The sequence below is a fragment of the Parvimonas sp. C2 genome (assembly GCF_035282405.1).
Classification (GTDB): domain Bacteria; phylum Bacillota; class Clostridia; order Tissierellales; family Peptoniphilaceae; genus Parvimonas.
Genome location: NZ_JAYKBP010000002.1, coordinates 69,830 through 89,429 on the forward strand (window position 1 = coordinate 69,830; position 19,600 = coordinate 89,429).

The following is a 19,600-nucleotide window of genomic DNA, read 5'->3' on the forward strand; positions in this document are numbered from 1 at the left end:
TGGCCTCCATTCTAGTAAATAATTAAACCACTTTAACTGACTTAACAAATTTTTTAAAATCTTTCTTTATTTTTTCTTGTAATTCTAGTGGAGTATTTACTAAATCAATTTCAAATGTAAGCTCTAATACTTCTTCTCCATCTTTATATAAGTATGAATGTTTTTCTATCTTTTTATTTTTTCCAGAAACTTCTACATAGTATTCTTTATTGTCAATCTCTTTATACTTAAATGATTTTAAATCCCCATGCCATCTTGTCCATGTTTTTTTTATATCTTCACTTGAAAAACTTTCATATGCAGTATCTATCATAAATCCTATATAGTTATTTTCATATTCTTCATGAATATATATTTGATAAGCATCTGTATGTCCATCTTCTATATCTATATATTCATCAGGAAGTAGCTTATAACTAACTTTTGAATCATCTGCTGTTTCAAATCCACCACATTCAAAATCTATATCCTTAGAATTTAATGCTAAATTGCGTACGGTTTCTCCCAAAACTTCCGGATTAATTGGTAACAATAACTCTACAATATTATTAGGATTCTTACTTCCAATATATCCTTTCCCAATACTAACCCAAAGTTCAACCTTGATCCTATCATCATATTTTAAAATCTTTATAAATTTATATTTTTTACAAAATGTGTTATAAGATTTTATTCCTGTTATTGTCCAAAAATCTTTTTCAGAATTTTTATGTTTTGAATTTTCTGAATATTCTAATTTAGTTAATATCTCATTTCCAAATTCTGTATTAGACATTTCATATGAATAAATTTTATCTTGATATTGACTTACCCATAATCCTCTTTCATCTCTAAGACTATGAACTATTAATATATTATCACTTACATATACCGATGTGCTTGCTTTTGATATCATTTTTAATTTCCTCCAACTATTATTTTTAATATTATATTGTTCTTATTCGCACATTCAATTACATTATTAATACAATTTATTTGACTATTTATTTTTTATTATATCACTAATCTAAAAATAATACAAAAAGAGAAGAAATCACATGATTTCTTCTCTAATTAAACTTATTTTTTAGTAATAATATTTATAAAATTACCTCTTCTTGAACAATCTTACTGAATTTTTCTATTTCTTTTTTCCAAACTGGACGTAATAATTCAACTTCATCTCCATAACCATTTTCTATAGCTATTTTTTCTCTTTCTTCCATTGTATCTATATGTCCAATTTCCTCACTCTTTATATTATTTATAAATTCTGTAAAACTAGAAAATATCTTTTTCTTTTTTCCTAGTAAATCATGATATAATAAATAAATAGAGCTATAATCATCTGTTTTTAATGATAAACAATAGTAATCTCCAAGCATATTATCAGCGATTGGTAAAAATCCTTTTTCTAAATAGCCTTCTAAAACTCCCATTGATTTCATTGATTCAAAACTATAATCTTTATCTACATCTCCTGCTCCATTAAATCCACATACATCATCCCATTTTCTTCCAATTTTCACTTCCGAATTATATGTTACTCCACCATTATACTTATCTAAAAATTTAGAATAATCTTCCGACAATTTAATTTTTAAATCTTCTTCTAATATTTTTGAAGCATTTTGAATTACTTTGTTTTTTGATATTAACATATAGCCTCCCATTTAAAAATTTCCATTATGTAAATTTACTAAAAATATTCTCATAAATTTTTCACTCAACATTTTCATTATTATATCATTAATATAAAAATAATACAAAAAGAGAAGAAATCTTGGGATTTCTTCTCTTCATAACTTTTAAAATGTAAAAACTTCATTACTATTGTTATTTATTAACTACTTTAACTGACTTAACAAATTTTTTAAAATCTTTCTTTATTTTTTCTTGTAATTCTAATGGAGTATTTACTAAATCAATTTCAAATGTAAGCTCTAATACTTCTTCTCCATCTTTATATAAGTATGAATGTTTTTCTATCTTTTTATTTTTTCCGATAATTTCTACATAGTATTCTTTGTTGTCAATCTCTTTATACTTAAAAGATTTTAAATCCCCATGCCATCTTGTCCATGTTTTCTTTATATCTTCACTTGAAAAACTTTCATATGCAGTATCTATCATAAATCCTATATAGTTATTTTCATATTCTTCATGAATATATATTTGATAAGCATCTGTATGTCCATCTTCTATATCTATATATTCATCAGGCAGAAGTTTATAACTAACTTTTGAATCATCTGCTGTTTCAAATCCACCATTCTTAAAATTATTTTCATTAACCATAAGTAGCAAACTTTTTATTCTATTTATTTCATTATATAAAAATTCTTTTGGACATTCAAAGTAATAATTTTTATCTACTTTATATCCTCCTGATTTTGTTGCTAACATTAATTTATAACACTTACAAATGCCATCATCTACAATGATTTTCACAGATGAAAAATTTTTACTAAAACTTGTAAATGATTTAATCCCAGAAACAGTCCAATACTTAGGTAAAATTTCATTGTTATAGATTGGATTATTAAATGATTTTTCAATTGCCTTATACATATATTTTGATAAATTTTCTATTGAAGTAGCGGGTTCCAATATTTCGACCTGATCCAAAGTAGTAGGTATATTAGTTTTTGCTTGCTTAGTATGTGAGCCTATTATATATCCAAATTTTTCATTGTAAAAAATAGTAATTCCACTCATTATTTTATTTTCCTCCAACAACTATTATTAAATTAACTCCGTTAATTTTTCCATATTCAACCATTTTGTTTATTGCATTAATCTGATGTTCATTTAGAGATATATTTGGGACTACAATCTCTAAATTTCTAATTTTTATAGGTAAAGATGCATATTCTTTTCCTGCCCAATCTACCATTTCAAAATCTTTTAACTTATTGATATCACTTTTAATAGTATATTCTAATATTTTCCCATTTTGATAAGACTTATCTGATAAATTCCTACTTTTTATACTAGTTACTACTCCATCATCGTATTTATCAACAACTGGGTAATTAGACCCTAAGTTATTGCCTCTTAAACCATCAATTTCTTTTCCTCTTTTAAATTTATCTTCTAGCCATATTCTTGCTCTTAATTTTACTTTCTCTACAATTGTATTAAGTTTTAAAAATGAATTGTCTACCGTCAAACTTTTATACACTTTAATCTTGCCACTAGCATCAGTATATTTCCATATCTGAGATCCATCTTTAAATTTTTCAATTTTTAAGCTTCCTCCCTTTTCAAACCAATTTTTGGGTATTGGGGCATTTTTTGGCTTATTATCAGATATAAACTTTGTAACTTTTCCAGGATTATCTAATTTTAATTTTTCCCAGCTATTAAAGTCTTTTACTTCTATAGGTTTTTCTACAATGTTATCACTCAATTCTACCGGCTTTTCAGGAATATTCCCTTTCGCTACATTCGGATTATCAGTAATGTTTTCTTTTACTTCTATTGGTTTTTCAATAGCTTTACTATTCAAAGTAAACCTACCAGCAATTTGTGAAGCTTTGTATCCTGCATATATAGAAAATAAAACCTGTCCAATCCTTGCATTTTCTTCTGAAAATCCAAGTTGTTTTAGTCCATAATAGCCAACTTTTCCTCCTACCCATGCTCCGGCACTTCCTGCTAAAAATTGAAAACCTCCTTTAACAATACTATTTGTTTTTCCTATTGGTATAAGTATTGATGAACCTTTTGTAAAAATTTGTCCAGTTATATGGTACAATTTATCATTTCCTAAAAATACAGTATCTCTTATAGGATTAATAGCTCCAGTTTTGTTATCTCCTAAAGAGCCATAAATTACATCCTGAGCAGCTTCTGTCATATTAGATACTGAATATGCTACTGTTCCTGTTCCACATATTTTCCCAGCAAGAACTACTAATGGTATTGCTGATCCTCCCGTTGCTACTATTGCTGCTGTTCCAACTAAAAGTGTAAGTCCTCCAACAATTAAGTTTTTTATACCTTTATTTCTTCTCTCTTTTGCGAAAATTTGTTTCCATCTAACTTTGTCTCTTTTGTCTGCCTCTTCTATTATATTTTTCCTATTGGAAAGATATCTATTAGAATTATCAAAAGCAACAGCCAATTCTTTCGCAAAGTCTATTTTAGCTAAGTCTCCTGACTGGTAAGTACTTACATCACGAGCTTTACTACTGTAATTTTCCATGAAATTTTTTGTAGATACCAATAACTCCTTGAAAAGTTTTAAATCTTGTGATTGATGCAATTTCTCATAAGCAATTATTCTGCTATTAAGAGTGTCTAACCCACTAATTAAAAAATTATAGTTAGAAATCATAGTATCATGGCTATTTCCACTGTAACTTATTAAGTCAGAAACTTTATTTTTGCTAGAAATTAGTAAATCTATCTGATTTGCAAAATTACTTCTAGAATAAGACAATTCATTCCTTAAGTTTACAAAAGTTTGTTCAGAGAGCTTTGCTTTGGAATCACTATCTATATTATAGTACCCATCTTTATATAACAAGTAAGAATAAGCATAATCCTGAATTAAATTTTGCATCGAAACTAACAAAGTTCCATGAACTTCACATAGATATACTTTAATGCTATCCATTGTCTCTCCCTTAAGAGAGGAATCATCAGAAAAATTTTTAATAGCTTCCATAAGATTATTTATTGAATTATTCCAAATTGCTATGGAATTGGAGAGTTCTCTTTGAACATTGGCTATATCTTCAAAATGAATTTTATATTCCACTTCAATATATAATTTTTTAATCAATGCTTAAATTAATTTTTTCATTTAAAATTATAATATCTACATTTAATTGAATAATATTTCAATACTTTTTTATTTTGAAGTTATTATATCATTAATCTAAGAATAATACAAAAAGAGAAGAAATCATTAAATTTCTTCTCTAATTAAGTACAACTTTTTTATTGTTTTTTAATAGTCATTACAAAAATTAGTATAATCTATAAAATTACCTCTTCTTGAACAATCTTACTAAATTTTTCTATTTCTTTTTTCCAAACTGGACGTAATAATTCAACTTCATCTCCATAACCATTTTCTATAGCTATTTTTTCTCTTTCTTCCATTGTATCTATATGTCCAATTTCCTCACTCTTTATATTGTTTATAAATTCTGTAAAACTAGAAAATATCTTTTTCTTTTTTCCTAATAAATCATGATACAATAAATATATAGAGCCATAATCTTCTGTTTTTAATAATATACAATAATAATCTCCAAATATATTATTAGCAATCGGCAGAAATCCTCTTTTTAAGTAGTTTTCTAGGACACCCATTGATTTCATTGATTCAAAACTATAGTTTTCATTCACTTCTCCTACTCCATTAAATCCGCAAACATCTTCCCAATTTCTTCCAATTTTCACTTCCGAATTATATGTTACTCCACCATTATATTTATCTAAGAAATTAGAATAATCCTCCGGTAGTTTAATCTTTAAATCTTCTTCTAATATTTTTGAAGCATTTTGAATCACTTTATTTTTTGATATTAACATTTAATTGCCTCCTTTTTTACGATAATAACGTCCTCCATAATGAGAAAATGTATCATGAATTTGTTTCTTAATAAGTTGAAATACTCCATCATCAGCAGTATGATGAATTTCATAACCATCAATATCTTTAATTCCTCTTTTTTTAAGTTCTTCAATAACCAATTTTCTATCTAAATATCTACTTTTTGTAAATTTTCCAATATTCACTGTAGCTAATTTTTTATTTCCTTCAAACATAAATTCTTCAGGAAATTCTATTACTTTTTGTAGTTCTCCATCTATTATTTTAGGAACATATGGAACGCTTATCCCATCAGCGTTAGTATATATCCATACTTGGTCACCATTTTTATAAGTTTCAATTCTTATACTTCCACCCTTTTTAAACCAATTTTTTGGTATTGGAGAGCCTAATGGTTTGTTATTCTTTACAAACTCTGTAACACTCCCAGGATTATCTAATTTCATTTGTTCCCAGTTATTATAATCTTTTACCTCTATTGGTTTTTCAATAGCTTTACTATTCAAGGTAAATTTACCAGCATATTTGGAACCGTAATATGCTCCTAACATGGAAACTAGAAACTGTCCAATTCTTGCATTTTCTTCTGAAAATCCAAGTTGTTTCAGTCCATAATAGCCAACCTTTCCTCCTACCCATGCTCCTGCACTTCCTGCTAAAAATTGAATACTTCCTTTAACAATACTATTTGTTTTTCCTATTGGTATAAGTATTGATGAACCGGTTGTAAAAATCTGTCCTAATCCATGGTACAATTTATCATTTCCTAAAAATACCGTATCTCTTATAGGATTAATAGCTCCAGTTTTGTTATCTCCTAAAGAGCCTAAGATTACATCTTGACCAGCTTCTGTCATATTAGATACTGAATATGCTACTGTTCCTGTTCCACATATTTTCCCAGCAAGAACTACTAATGGTATTGCTGATCCTCCCGTTGCTACTATTGCTGCTGTTCCAACTAAAAGTGTAAGTCCTCCAACAATTAAGTTTTTTATACCTTTATTTCTTCTCTCTTTTGCAAAAATTTGTTCCCATCTAACTTTATCTCTTTTGTCTGCCTCTTCTATTATATTTTTCCTATTGGAAAGATATCTATTAGAATTATCTAAAGCAATAGCTAATTCTTTTGCAAAGTCTATTTTAGCTAAGTCTCCTGATTGGTAGGTGCTTATATCACGAGCTTTATTGCTATAGTTTTCCATGAAATTTCTTGTAGATACCAATAACTCCTTAAAAAGCTTTAAATCTTGTGATTGATGCAATTTCTCATATGAAACTATTCTGCTATTAAGGATATCTAAGCTACTAGTTAAAAAATTATAGTTATTGATTGTAGTATCATGGCTATTTCCACTGTAACTTATTAAGTCAGAAACTTTATTTTTTGTTGCTACTAGTAAATCTATCTGATTTGCAAAATTACTTCTAGAATAAGACAATTCATTCCTTAAGTTTACAAAAGTTTGTTCAGAGAGCTTTGCTTTGGAATCACTATCTATATTATAGTACCCATCTTTATATAACAAGTAAGAATAAGCATAATCCCGAATTAAATTTTGCATCGAAACTAACAAAGTTCCATGAACTTCATATAGATATACTTTAATGCTATCCATTGTCTCTCCCTTAAGAGAAGAGTCATCAGAAAAATTTTTAATTGCTTTTAAAAGATTATTTATTGAATTATTCCAAATTGCTATGGAATTGGAGAGTTCTCTTTGAACATTGGTTATATCTTCAAAATGAATTTTATATTCCACTTCAATAACCTCCTATTCACCTGTAATTTGATTAAACTTATTTCCAATATCAGAATCTAAATTAAAGATTTCTTCTCCGGATTTTCTTATCAACTCAATATCTTTTTCTAAAAAAGAAGAATAGGAATTAATAAGAGCAGAAAGTTCTGAAAAATGTTCTTTATACGAATCCAATACAACAGAATTAGATTTATAATTATAAAACTTAGTTTTAGCATTAGAAAATTCTGAATTAATACTTTTTAAAGCTGAAATATGATTAAGAAATAATGTATTATGCAATTGTATAACACTGTACATTAATAACCCCCCTTAGTATGAAATAATTTATTTAATTCATTTCCAATACTGTTAATGCCTCTTTTACACCAACCTATAATTCCATTTTGTTCATTCATACTATTCTCTAATCGAGTAATTTCGTCGCAAATCGAGTCATGATATTGATTTAATTCGTTTTGGAATTTATAATAATCTTTAAGAAAACCAGAAAAATCTTTATCAAATTTTTTCTTTTCGTTTCCTTCCCAATTAGGTTGATTATTTTTACCATACAGTGAACGATTAATATCATTAATATTTCTTTGAATTACTATTACAGTTTTTTTCGTTTCTTTTAATCTCTCAATTTTATCTTCTAGAGTCTGAACTGCTGAACAAGCTGAATTCAAAGTATTGTTATAAGTATCTATCCTAGATTGTAAATCATATATTTGTGCTTCTACACTTTTCATAAAATTTTCCTCTATTCTTGATTTTTAATTAATTCTGATACTTTTCCTTTTGGTAAATCAGTATTTTCTATTACATTAGAAATATTCTCCAACATAATTTCATTATCTTCATCACTAAATCCTTCATGAATTACTTTTAAAACATCTTCGTCATTAAAATAAATCAAATTATCTCCTACTAATCCTTCTGGATAAAGACAAGCTCCGTAATCAAAGCGATAAACAACTCCTTCAACAGGAACTGCAATCATACGTGCAATGAGCATCATTTTTTTTGTACTCCCTTTTAAAATTACAATACTTCCAATTGGCAATAATTTTACTTTAGACATAAAATCCCTCCTAATGTTTTTTATTTATATGAACAAATTTAACATTCAACAATTAATTTATATTAAATTGATGAATATTAATCGTCATAAATTTCCGTTAATTGAATTAATTCATACTTATCCGGATATAAAATATAACCTTGATTTGGTTTTAAAGCAGGTTCATTATTTATAAATGGATATCTGGTATGAACTTGGTCACTTATACGAATACCAAGAAAAACTTGATTAACAAATTTTCTTATTATACTTACATAAGTATCAAAGGTATTATTTACAAGATCTAGATATTCTCCAACAAAAATTGGTGTTACTCCATATTTATATCCTTCTGTTACCAATAATTTAAAGTCATTTTCATTAATACCCGATGACATTACAAGTGGTGAAATTTCTGGAATTAAAATTAACCATTTTTTGTAATCAACTTCTTTTTGATTTATACGATCTTTTAAATCTTTAATAATTGTTTTAATTACATCAGATATTTCAGAAACATCGGCAAATCTATTAGCTCCTTTAAATAGATTTTCAGGAACTTTTTTATTAAAGTCTAAAATTACCATATTATATTGATTTTCTAAATGTTTCAAATTATAGTCTAATATTTTATAGTAATTATTTATAAAAACACTTCCCTCAGCTGCCATTAAAATTGCTTTATTAAAGCTGAAAAATGCTGGTTTAACAAATTCTTTTTCCAACCCAAATACAAAATTATCAGTTGAAAAGTCTGATGATAAATACTCAGTCGTAACTACATCCGGTAGCATAGGTATCTTTTCTGGTAGAGTTCCTGTATATACAGATTTCATTTCTTTAACTTCTTCATTAATGGACTTAATATAATCACTATACTCTTCACTTTCATAAGGTAATACTACTTGAAAAGAAATAATACTATCAAATTTTGTAATTGCTCGACCTTTAATTTCATCTAAGAAAATATTACTTCGTCCAACTACTCCTGACAAATCACTATTATCAAATAAGAAGAGTGAGATTTTAGTTTTAAAATTAGTCTGTAACTGTAATCTCATAGCATTTAATCTAGATAAGGTTACAACAAGATAAATTCCAATTGATGCTCCATCACGTGCAATAACATTTAAAACATCATAAAGTCTATCTCCAAAAGGTGAATCTGTAACTCCGTCAAAACCATCAATAAATAAAAATACTGAAGGAAATTTATCCTTAGAAAGTTCATTATATTGTTTTAAGTTTGTAGCCTTTATGCTTGATAATGCTTTTTTTCTTTCTTTTACCATTTTATTTAATCTTCTAAGAGATTTTAATATTTTTTCATTTTCATCCAAAATAAAATAATCAGCTACATGTGGAAAATCTGATAAAGAAACTAACCCATTCGCCCCAAAATCATAAAGGTAAAAATGTGCTTCTGCAGGTGTTTTTTTACGCATTATATCAACTGCAAATGTCCTTAAAAATGTTGACTTACCAAATCCCGGACTACCAACCAATAAAATATGTCCTGTCTTATCTATATTAAAATAAAGTGGTGACTGTTCTTGATTTTCAGGTAAATCTTGATAACCTACAAGTATATCCATATCATCATCTTGTTTTTCCCAATAGTCTTTAAAGTCTATTGATTGTAAATCTTTCGCATAAACCTTATCTGCTAAAGGTGGTAACCAAGGACTTGCAACTTTTGAAATATTCAAAGATTCAAAAGTTTTATGAGCATTTTCTACAATTGCATCCAATTCAGTAGGTATAGATTTTACTTCTTTTGAAGCAGATAAACCACTTAAATCCTTATTAATTGGAAAATATTGTCCATTGTTAGTAATTTCGTAAATAGTCTTTTCTTTATAGGCATTTTTTTCGCCATCAGGATTATATTCTGCTCCGGACCATGCACTTTGAAACAACTCATAAATCTCATTATTACCAACTTGAAGATATGCTCGACCAGTTTGAGTAATTTCTGCAGCATCTGGAGTTTTTATTACCTCTCTTGAATCAGCTACATCTTGTACTTTTAGTGCAATTTTAAATTTAGAGTTAGACCATATTTGATCATTTACTACTCCACTTGGCTTTTGTGTTGCCAAAATAAGTTTAACACCAAGAGAACGTCCAATACGAGCAGTAGATACTAATTCATCCATAAAATCAGGTTGATTTGCTTTTAACTCTGCAAATTCATCACTTATAATTAAAAGATGTGGTAAAGGTTCTGTAACTTTACTCTCTTTAAAAAGTTTCATATATTGATTTATATGATTAACATTATTTTCTAAGAAAATACGTTGACGTTTTTTAAGCTCTGCTTTTATTGAAATTAAAGCCCTATTTGCTTGATTGCCATCTAAATTTGTAATAGTTCCGACCACATGTGGCAAATCAGCAAATAAATTAGCCATACCTCCACCTTTATAGTCAATAAGCAAGAATGCAACTTCATAAGGATGATAATTTACTGCAAGAGATAATATATATGATTGAACCAACTCTGATTTTCCTGAACCTGTAGTTCCCGCAATAAGACCATGTGGACCATGAGCTTTTTCGTGAATATTTAAGTACAAAATATCATCTCTCCCACGAACACCCAAAGGGACCTCCATAGTCTGATATGTTTCATTTTTGCTCCAACGATCAAGTAAGTTCAATTCTTCAACATGACTGACACCATACATCTCTAGAAAAGTAATACTATCAGGTATTGAATTTCTAAGAGTTTGTATATGATTTATCCCTGCCATATATCTTGCAAAATTTTCTTTTTCTGATAAACTAATCTTAGCAAGTGGGCAAAAATCTTGATTCATAAATTCACCATTTTGTAAAATTAATTTAGCTTTTTTATCTCCTCTATAATCTACAACTGTTTTTACATGTTCAGAAAGACTTTCAATAACTTCTTCAGCAAAAATATAATAAATCCCTAAATGTGATAAATCTTCATTTATATATTCCATTATATTATGATCTAATAAAAAACTCAAATCTGTAATTAAGAATATATATTTAGGAAAATAGCTTTTTTCTTTTCCATTGTCCTTTTCGTAATCATGTTTTCTATCTTTAATAATCTGATAAAGTGAAGTTAAAATCTGATCTCTAGTTTTTTGATTATAGATAAAACTTCTACAGTTAAATGCTTTTAGTTTTGTATGAGGTAACCATCTACTCCAATTCCAATCTTCAAATTCATCTTCCCTAAAGATAGGAATAAATTCTATATCATGATAGCTATGAAAAGCTGATATTTGTATCATAAGCTGTTGTAACTGTTCAATGACCACTTTTCTATTTCCTATATATCCAATAGGAGCTTCAATCACATTATGAATAGGTACATCGTCTATTGTTTGGTAATAATTAAGTAGTTCTTTTACTTTATCTCCAGCTTCTTTATTATATTTAGTAAGTTCAGCTTCTGTATAATTAATCTGAAAACTGGCTTTTACCTCTCCTGTTCCAAGTCTATAAGTTAAAAAATCAAAATCATTTGGTATTTTTTCATAAATTCTTCTATCAATTTTTTTAGCCATATCAATAATTTTATCAGTATTTGGATAATGGTAAGTAAGAGCTTGTATTTGCTCATCTTTACATGCTGATAATTCTTTATACTTAGTGTCCAAATACTCTAAATAAGCCTTTAACTTTTCCTCTTTCTTTACAGAAAAAGTTTTTTTATCAGAAAAGTAAGAATGTACTGATGTTCCAATTGTAATTAAAGACATTCCCATCATCATAAAAATCATAACATTGCTTTTTGATATTAAGTATATAATTACTGTAAATATAACCATTGCTAAAGGAGTTATAATTAATTTTATAAGCGATTGTCTTGAAGATTCATCATCAACGGGTGCCTGAGCAATTGTAACTTTAGACTCAGGTTCTCTTAAAATTATACGTGGAGACCTATGAAAGTCCCTTCCTCTATCTTCTTCTACATTTTCAAAATAAGGTAATAAATTTGTTTGGATTTCAAAATTAGAAGCTATATCAATGAAATCTCTACCTATCGAAATTACAAATCCTTTCTCAAATAAAATAATATCATTTTCGATAAATTTTTTTATATCATTCGCTCTATGTCCATTTAAAAAAAACGAATTTTCACTTATAATTTCTATGAAATTTTCATCTTTAAAATTGAATAATATATCCTCTTCAATTCCTTCAAGTTGAATTGTGGCATCTTTACTTCCAGATATATAAAGAATATCTTTTGGCTTAAATAACAATCTATTTTCCTTAAAAATGAGTAGTCTAACAAGAATGTTATTTGATAAATCTATATTATATAGCCCATTAGTATATTCTTCATCCAACAAATACACCTTATTCTCATCTACTCGCAATATAATCTCTTCATCTAAGGGAAGAATAATATCACAAAATTCATTTTGACCTAACCTATATTGAGATTCACTGTAAAGAGGATAAGAATTATCTTTATATATTAAATATATTACCATTATTATCCTCCTTAATTTTTAGCATCTTTAGGTTCCTCATTATTTTTATTTCCATCAGATTTCTTATTATTTTTATTTTCGTCAGATGAAGGAACCAAATATTTCTTTTTTAATTCTTCAAGTTTAGTTTTATATCCATTTATTTTTTCTGTTCGTTCTTCCGCACTTAATTTTGGATTGCTTTTAATTTCATCAATTTTTTTGGTAATTCCATACATAATCAACTGTGGATCATCTAAGAAACTTGCAACATTTATTGCTTCATCTATATTAGCTTGTCCAATAAGCACCCAATAACGTAAATATTCTTCATTTGACTTCATGGAAATATTACTTAGTTCATTTTTTTGTTTATCACTTAAAGGTTCTGTCATAATTACAGAATAAGCAACAATATATTTATCTTCTTGAGATAAAGATTTACTATTCTGGTTTTTTGACAAACTTATTACATTTGAATAATCTTTTTGAATAAATGATAATCTCATTGATGAAATGTTATTTTGTATTCGCAAAGAAAAAAATGATAAATATAACAATGCTATAATTAAACTAACAGTAGTTAAAATAAAAACTATAGAAGATATTTTCCATTTTTTAAAAGATTTTTTATTTACTCTGTAATACTCTTCTTGATTTTCTTGCTTTTCATTTAAATATCTCTCTTTTAACAATTTCAAGACTTCATCTATAGTTTCAGCTTGTCTTATATTTTCACAAAATAGATTTCCTTTATAAAATTGTAGTTTGCCATTTTTCAAAGCTTCATAGTAAGTTTTTAAATCCAAAAGTGAAATAATCATACATTTATAAGAATTTAAAAAATCTTCATTGCTAATATTTTCATAAGGTATAATTTGACCTTTTATCCCTCTATTTAGTATTTTTACGGAACCATTAATTGTAAATATTAAATTATCTGGAGTCAATTCATAAGTATATTTAGAATTTTTTAATTCATCATACAATAATCCAATACTAATTAAATTACGTAATTTTTCTTCAGTAGTCAAATCTTTAAATTTGTCCCAATCATAGTCCCCAAGCTCTATCTCATTTTCCAATAATAGACTTTCATCAACAATTGTAATTTTATAGTTTGAAAATAGAGGATGAGAAGCTTCAAGTAAAGCATAAGCTATTTCTCGATTTCCTTTTATATCTTCTAATAATATCATTTTTTTATTTTCTATTGCCATCTTAACACTCTTCCTATATTGTTTCTAATTTTATTAACATTCCATCTTTTAAGCTTTCAAAGGTGCTTGTACTTAACAATATTTTCCCTGTTTGAACTATTCTCATACTTGGATTATCAAAACTGATTTCCAGCTGATATGAATCTGAAATTATTTGTAATATTTCTTTTAATTTCATCGATGAAGGTATTCTAAAATCAAGCTGTTTACTTATAATCGGTTTTAAATCTAGGCTTATATTAATATATCTTTCCATTAGAATTTCCTTTCTTTTTTGAAAAAACTTGATAAACAGAGAAAATCATAATTATAACTCCTATACTCAATACAACTACCGCTTGCCAAGAGATATAGTTTTTATTTTCATGAATTGACATTTGATAATTTACTGCCGGTTTTATATTTAATTTAGAATTAAATAATAGCAATCTAGTTGATTGAACAAAAGAATCCTGAGTAACTTTACTAGTAAATAATTCATTTTTATCCACATTCTCCCCAGCTTTAAATTTTCCTTTCTCTTTATTAACATTGTCATTTGTATCTACTAAAAATAGTTTTGATAACTCAGTATCTTGTTCAAAGTAGTTAATACCTTTAGATGTTTTTTCTTTATGAATTTCCATGTCTATTTTTAATTTTCCGTCTTCACTTGCTTTTACAATTGAAAATGAAAGTACTAAGGACAAAAAAATCCCTAGTATAAGACTTATAGTCTTTTTATACAATTTCCTTGTCCTCCTTTAAAGTACGATATATTAAAATATTTAAGAAACCTAAGGTAATTCCGATTATCCATAAAGCCAATAAAACTAATGTATTTCTACCTGATCCACTAATAAATCCACTTATAGCATTTTCACTGTAGTTCAAAGGTGAAAACATTGTTATCATTCTAGCAAAATTCATATTATCTTCAAGTAATTGATTTGATGAAAGGATATATAATAACAATATCATAACACATAACACAAATCCAAAACTTTTAAGCTTTGATAATATTATATTTGTCCCATAAGTAAATATAAGTAGAATTGCTATAATACTTAGACTAAGCATAAAAGAGCCATTAAAATTCATACCTAATTTATAAGACGACATCATTCCAATAATAATTCCTGCTATGCCGGCAAAAATTGTCAAAAACATCATTGGAGCAATTGAATTTCTGAACTGAATTCTTTTATAAATTTGTAACTGTCTTTGTAACATTGCAATATTTGAATGTTGTAGAAGATAAGTAATTGAAAGCCCTACTAAGTAACTCATTAAGATTATAATAAGTCCTAAACTATTATCTTGTTTTCTTATATTTTCCTTATCCAAATTTGCGTCCACTAAATCCTTAATTTTTGAAGCATTTACTGGATTAGACAGATATTCATAAACTGCCTCATTTTTCTTATTACCTACTTTTGTATTGCTCAAAACCGATGCAAAAGATTTTAAAAATTCTTCGTTGGAGCTATATTCTTTGCTCATAACTTCACCAAGCTCAGACACTTTAGTAGATAGAGATTTACCTTCCTTTTCTAAATTATCTACATCTTTATTTAACTTTTCAACAGTATTTTCTATATCTTTAGAAATAGCCTGATTAGCTTTTGTATTGTCCATTAAAGTTCTACTTGCTGTAATTAATGTTGATAAATCCTTATTCATCTCCATTGCTACATTAACTAAATCGGTATTATCTTTCTTTTCACTTTCAGTAAAAGCCGGCTTATTTAAAAGAGAATTATGAACTTTTTCAGTCTCAACTAATACTGACTTTAAATTTGTCATTAAATCTTCTGTATCTTTTTTTAAAGATTCTATACTATCTGCTAATTCTTTGCCATTAATAGTTTTTTTCTCAAACTCAGATATTTCTTTATCAGAAATCTTTAAATCCGATTTTAAAGCATTAATTGTACTTTCCTTAATCAAAGAAATGATTATTGTCTTAAGTGATTTTATATCAGCTTGTTTAAGTAATGAATTTTCATCATTTTTTACAAATCCCTTATGAAGATCAATATCATAAAATGCATTTGCAAGAGAAGATAATCCTAAATATCCCTTTATATCCTTAAAAAAAGCATTTATTGAAGCTTTATTATCATAAGATTTAAATGGTGATATATCATCTGACACATTATATTTTCTTTCTATAATTTTAGAATTAGTTTGGGGTTTAATAGTCTTAGTTTCAACTTCAACCTCAATATTCTTTTGTGGATTAATCTGAATTGTTTTCTTTTCTTTCTTAGTAGTTAATTCTTCTTTGCCAGTTAGCACTTCAACATTCTCTTGAGTTATTAATTCTCCTTTTAAAGATGCTGATTCCAATAATCCAATTTTAGATTTATCTGCTACACTTAAGTTATATGAGATATCAACTGAAGTACCTACATCATTTGGAACAGAAATCTCATATGTTGTATCATCTACTTTTTTAGCTGAATAATTTTTTACATTTAAAGTATAATTTTTAGGAACAGTAATATACAATTTAGAAATCTTTCCTTTTATATCTCTAAAAGATAATACTTTGTTTTCTGATAAAGTATTGATTGCATCATCTCTTAAATCCATCAGATATTTTCCAATATTTGTACTGTTTTTAAATATAGGATCTTTTTTCCCATTTGATTTTACATACCATTTTATAAAAGAATTAATATTTTTTAAATACTTAGTATCCTCTTCTGGAAGTCCTAGTTTATTTATTGCTTCATCTGTATAGTAGGTATTCTTATAAAGAGTATCATCTATTTTTGATATCATTTTATTTCTTAAATTTTTAAGATATAATCCCAAAGTCATATCTACTTTTCCAGAGTCAAGCAATTTACCTTCTACCTTTTTTATAGACTCTTCAACTGCATTAGCAATTGTCTTATCATATTTATCTAAAGTATTATCAATCTCGCCATTTAAACTCTTAAGTTTTTGAACCAAACCTTTTAATTGTTCATTAAATTTGTTAGCTCTTTCTACTGTTTCTTTCCATACACTTGAATTTATAAAATTATTAGAAATATGTTCATTAACTTTCTTTAATTTACTTAACTGTTCATAAACACTTAACTTAGAAAATGACTCATCGTAAGCTTTCAAATTATGTTCACGATCAGTAACAGATTTTGTCCAACCTTCTTGTAAAAGTTTAATTCTTTGTATTTCTTCATCATAAGTTTTATTTGTATTTATAATTGAAGAAAATGACTCATTAGATTGATTTAACAATTTGTCAAATAAAGAATAATTACTTAATAGATTATTTGAATTAGTACCTAAACCTTCAAAAGATTTAGAATAAGAATTTAAAGGATCTAAAAGTTTTGTCTTATATGTGTTTAAAACAAGCCCATTATTTTCAACAATGTCTGATACATAATCCTGTGATGATTGTAAATTTCCAATAATACTTGAAAAATATACACGAATTAAATCCTTATTAAACTTGCTTTTAAGCATTGTAACAGCTTGTTCAGCTTGTCTAGAAATAACAGGTTTATCTGTTTTTATTTTATATTGAAAGTTAACCTTTGTTGGATTAACTGATTCTAATGCCAAACTTTCTTCTGAAAATTTGCTAGGTAAAATAATCATTAATTGGTATGTGTTATTTTCAAGTCCTTTTTCTGCAATATTTCTTGTAACTTCTTCAACATTATAGCCAGAACTTTTTATAAATGACTTAATTAATGTATTTGCGATATTAACTGTCTCTCCATTATATTTAGTACCATTGTCTTCATTAACTATCGCTATTTTCAATAAATTTGTATTTTTATTTTGGTTGGAATCCTTATTATCTATAAAACTAGGTTTAATAATACCAAAAAATGAAATAATTAATACGAATATAAGCAGAAGTCCACCTAGTCTTACCAATATTTTTTTATCCACCACTATTCCCCCTATTCATCCCTTATAGTTAAAAGAGGTTGAGGAATACTCCTCAACCTTCTCCACTTATTTTTTAAACTACTTAAGTCCAAAATTTCGTGATAACGCTTGATCATTTTGTTGCATCGCTTGAGCAGTCTTATCAAGTTGGTTATTAATTTGTTGCATCAATTCTGCAAAATTTTGAACTTTAGGTTTAAGTTCATTAAATTGATTATCGAATCCTTGAAATGCCTGTCCTTCCCATTCACTACGAAGCATATCTTGTAAACGTTGTAAATTGTTTAAAATTGTCGTGATATCGTTTGAAGCCTTTCCATATTCACGAGCACGCATTTGCAAAGTTTCTGGTGATACTCTAATTTGTCCTGCCATAACACATCTCCTTTTTCATATTTTTTAAAATTTTTTTGAACAATTTTTCAATCATTCAACTATATTATACTATAGATGAGTATATTCTTTCAATAAGTTCAACTAAATTTTTATGTTATTATTCTAAAAATGTTCTATATACTAAAAGAGAAGAAATCATTAAACTCCTTCTCTTCATAATTTTTCAAATGTAAAAACTTCATTACTATTGTTATTTATTAACTACTTTAACTGACTTAACAAATTTTTTAAAATCTTTCTTTATTTTTTCTTGCAAATCTAATGGAGTATTTACTAAATCAATTTCAAATGTAAGCTCTAGTACTTCTTCTCCATCTTTATATAAGTATGAATGTTTTTCTATCTTTTTATTTTTTCCAGAAATTTCTACATAGTATTCTTTGCTATCAGTCTCTTTATACTTAAAAGATTTTAAATCACCATGCCATCTTGTCCATGTTTTATTTATATCTTCACTTGAAAAACTTTCATATGCAGTATCTATCATAAATCCTATATAGTTATTTTCATAGTCTTCATTAATATATATTTGATAAGCGTCTGTATGTCCATCTTCTATATCTATATATTCATCCGGCAGAAGTTTGTAACTGACTTTTGATTCATCTGCTGTTTCAAATCCACCATTCTTAAAATTATTTTCAAAATCTATATCCTTAGAATTTAATGCTAAATTACGTACAGTTTCTCCCAACACTCCCGGATTGATTGGTAACAATAACTCTACGGTTTCTTCTGGAATTTTACTTGACTCATAAAATTTTCCATTAAAATACCAAACTTCTATCTCGATTTTATCATCATACTCAAAAATATGTATTAATTTATATTTTTTACCAAATGTAGAATAAGATTTAATTCCTGTTATTGTCCAAAAATGTTTTTTAGAATTTTTACATTTTGAATTTTCTGAATATTCAAGTTTAGATAATATTTCTTTTCCAAATTCTGTATTAGACATTGTATATGAATAAATCTTATCCTGATATTGACTTCTTCTTAAACCGGTTTCATCACTTATATTTGGTATAATTAGTATATTATCCCCTAAATAAACTGATACAAATGCTTTTACTATCATTTTTAATTTCCTCCAACTATTATTTTTAATAATATATTGTTCTTATTCGCATATTCAATTGCATTGTTAATACCTTTTATTTGACTATAAAATATTTATAATACTGTTAAAATAATTTTACATTATGTAAATTCAATCGTATTTTAATAAAAAAATTTTTATATAACATTTTCATTATTAT

General features: G+C 26.7%; 16 protein-coding genes. All 16 read right to left on the reverse strand.

Translation table 11 applies throughout. From position 1 onward, the window contains the following. Positions 1-22 precede the first annotated feature (22 nt). Positions 23-895 (reverse strand): hypothetical protein, encoded by an 873-nt coding sequence (locus VJI95_RS03300; protein WP_324010244.1) that lies wholly within the window; start codon positions 893-895, stop codon positions 23-25. Positions 896-1,079: 184 nt separating this feature from the next. Then, on the reverse strand, positions 1,080-1,640 hold the full coding sequence (locus VJI95_RS03305) for an SMI1/KNR4 family protein (protein WP_324010245.1): 561 nt from the start codon (positions 1,638-1,640) through the stop codon (positions 1,080-1,082). 175 nt (positions 1,641-1,815) lie between these two features. Next, positions 1,816-2,697, reverse strand: a complete 882-nt coding sequence (locus VJI95_RS03310) for a hypothetical protein (protein WP_324010246.1) — start codon at positions 2,695-2,697, stop codon at positions 1,816-1,818. 4 nt (positions 2,698-2,701) lie between these two features. Next, positions 2,702-4,747, reverse strand: a complete 2,046-nt coding sequence (locus VJI95_RS03315; protein WP_324010547.1) for a T7SS effector LXG polymorphic toxin — start codon at positions 4,745-4,747, stop codon at positions 2,702-2,704. A gap of 221 nt (positions 4,748-4,968) precedes the next feature. Continuing rightward, complete coding sequence (locus tag VJI95_RS03320) at positions 4,969-5,529, reverse strand: SMI1/KNR4 family protein (protein ID WP_324010247.1); 561 nt, start codon at positions 5,527-5,529, stop codon at positions 4,969-4,971. After that, positions 5,530-7,314, reverse strand: coding sequence for a T7SS effector LXG polymorphic toxin (locus tag VJI95_RS03325; protein WP_324010248.1), 1,785 nt, complete (start codon positions 7,312-7,314; stop codon positions 5,530-5,532). A gap of 12 nt (positions 7,315-7,326) precedes the next feature. Then, entirely contained in the window at positions 7,327-7,614 is a 288-nt protein-coding gene (locus tag VJI95_RS03330) for a TIGR04197 family type VII secretion effector (RefSeq protein ID WP_324000157.1), read from the reverse strand. After that, positions 7,614-8,048, reverse strand: a complete 435-nt coding sequence (locus tag VJI95_RS03335; protein WP_324010249.1) for a YwqH-like family protein — start codon at positions 8,046-8,048, stop codon at positions 7,614-7,616. The genes VJI95_RS03330 and VJI95_RS03335 overlap by 1 nt, the downstream gene beginning before the upstream one ends. Positions 8,049-8,059: 11 nt before the next feature. Continuing rightward, complete coding sequence (locus VJI95_RS03340; RefSeq protein WP_324010250.1) at positions 8,060-8,380, reverse strand: DUF4176 domain-containing protein; 321 nt, start codon at positions 8,378-8,380, stop codon at positions 8,060-8,062. 77 nt (positions 8,381-8,457) lie between these two features. Next, positions 8,458-12,846: a type VII secretion protein EssC gene (essC, locus tag VJI95_RS03345; RefSeq protein WP_324010251.1), complete on the reverse strand. Its 4,389-nt coding sequence runs from the start codon at positions 12,844-12,846 to the stop codon at positions 8,458-8,460. Positions 12,847-12,857: 11 nt separating this feature from the next. Next, positions 12,858-14,045 carry a type VII secretion protein EssB gene (gene essB, locus VJI95_RS03350; RefSeq protein ID WP_029949306.1) on the reverse strand — a complete coding sequence of 396 codons (1,188 nt, stop codon included), beginning with the start codon at positions 14,043-14,045 and terminating at the stop codon, positions 12,858-12,860. A gap of 13 nt (positions 14,046-14,058) precedes the next feature. Beyond that, positions 14,059-14,301 carry a type VII secretion protein gene (locus VJI95_RS03355; protein ID WP_248110033.1) on the reverse strand — a complete coding sequence of 81 codons (243 nt, stop codon included), beginning with the start codon at positions 14,299-14,301 and terminating at the stop codon, positions 14,059-14,061. After that, positions 14,285-14,773 (reverse strand): type VII secretion protein EssA, encoded by a 489-nt coding sequence (gene essA, locus VJI95_RS03360; protein WP_324000165.1) that lies wholly within the window; start codon positions 14,771-14,773, stop codon positions 14,285-14,287. Before essA ends, VJI95_RS03355 begins: the two co-directional genes overlap by 17 nt. Beyond that, the gene (esaA, locus tag VJI95_RS03365; protein WP_324010252.1) at positions 14,766-17,942 is read right to left on the reverse strand and encodes a type VII secretion protein EsaA; all 3,177 of its coding nucleotides are present in this window, start codon (positions 17,940-17,942) and stop codon (positions 14,766-14,768) included. Before esaA ends, essA begins: the two co-directional genes overlap by 8 nt. Positions 17,943-18,020: 78 nt before the next feature. Continuing rightward, a complete protein-coding gene (locus VJI95_RS03370) occupies positions 18,021-18,317 on the reverse strand; it encodes a WXG100 family type VII secretion target (RefSeq protein ID WP_324000167.1) in 297 nt (98 codons plus the stop codon). 211 nt (positions 18,318-18,528) lie between these two features. Next, positions 18,529-19,419 (reverse strand): hypothetical protein, encoded by an 891-nt coding sequence (locus VJI95_RS03375; RefSeq protein WP_324010253.1) that lies wholly within the window; start codon positions 19,417-19,419, stop codon positions 18,529-18,531. Positions 19,420-19,600: the final 181 nt, after the last annotated feature.

Bases quoted from the DNA above. Each gene is read 5' to 3' on its own strand.
- VJI95_RS03300 (WP_324010244.1), bottom strand. From the start codon at position 895: ATGATATCAAAAGCAAGCACATCGGTATATGTAAGTGATAATATATTA.
- VJI95_RS03305 (WP_324010245.1), bottom strand. From the start codon at position 1,640: ATGTTAATATCAAAAAACAAAGTAATTCAAAATGCTTCAAAAATATTA.
- VJI95_RS03310 (WP_324010246.1), bottom strand. From the start codon at position 2,697: ATGAGTGGAATTACTATTTTTTACAATGAAAAATTTGGATATATAATA.
- VJI95_RS03320 (WP_324010247.1), bottom strand. From the start codon at position 5,529: ATGTTAATATCAAAAAATAAAGTGATTCAAAATGCTTCAAAAATATTA.
- VJI95_RS03330 (WP_324000157.1), bottom strand. From the start codon at position 7,614: ATGTACAGTGTTATACAATTGCATAATACATTATTTCTTAATCATATT.
- VJI95_RS03335 (WP_324010249.1), bottom strand. From the start codon at position 8,048: ATGAAAAGTGTAGAAGCACAAATATATGATTTACAATCTAGGATAGAT.
- VJI95_RS03340 (WP_324010250.1), bottom strand. From the start codon at position 8,380: ATGTCTAAAGTAAAATTATTGCCAATTGGAAGTATTGTAATTTTAAAA.
- essC (WP_324010251.1), bottom strand. From the start codon at position 12,846: ATGGTAATATATTTAATATATAAAGATAATTCTTATCCTCTTTACAGT.
- essB (WP_029949306.1), bottom strand. From the start codon at position 14,045: ATGGCAATAGAAAATAAAAAAATGATATTATTAGAAGATATAAAAGGA.
- VJI95_RS03355 (WP_248110033.1), bottom strand. From the start codon at position 14,301: ATGGAAAGATATATTAATATAAGCCTAGATTTAAAACCGATTATAAGT.
- VJI95_RS03370 (WP_324000167.1), bottom strand. From the start codon at position 18,317: ATGGCAGGACAAATTAGAGTATCACCAGAAACTTTGCAAATGCGTGCT.
- VJI95_RS03375 (WP_324010253.1), bottom strand. From the start codon at position 19,419: ATGATAGTAAAAGCATTTGTATCAGTTTATTTAGGGGATAATATACTA.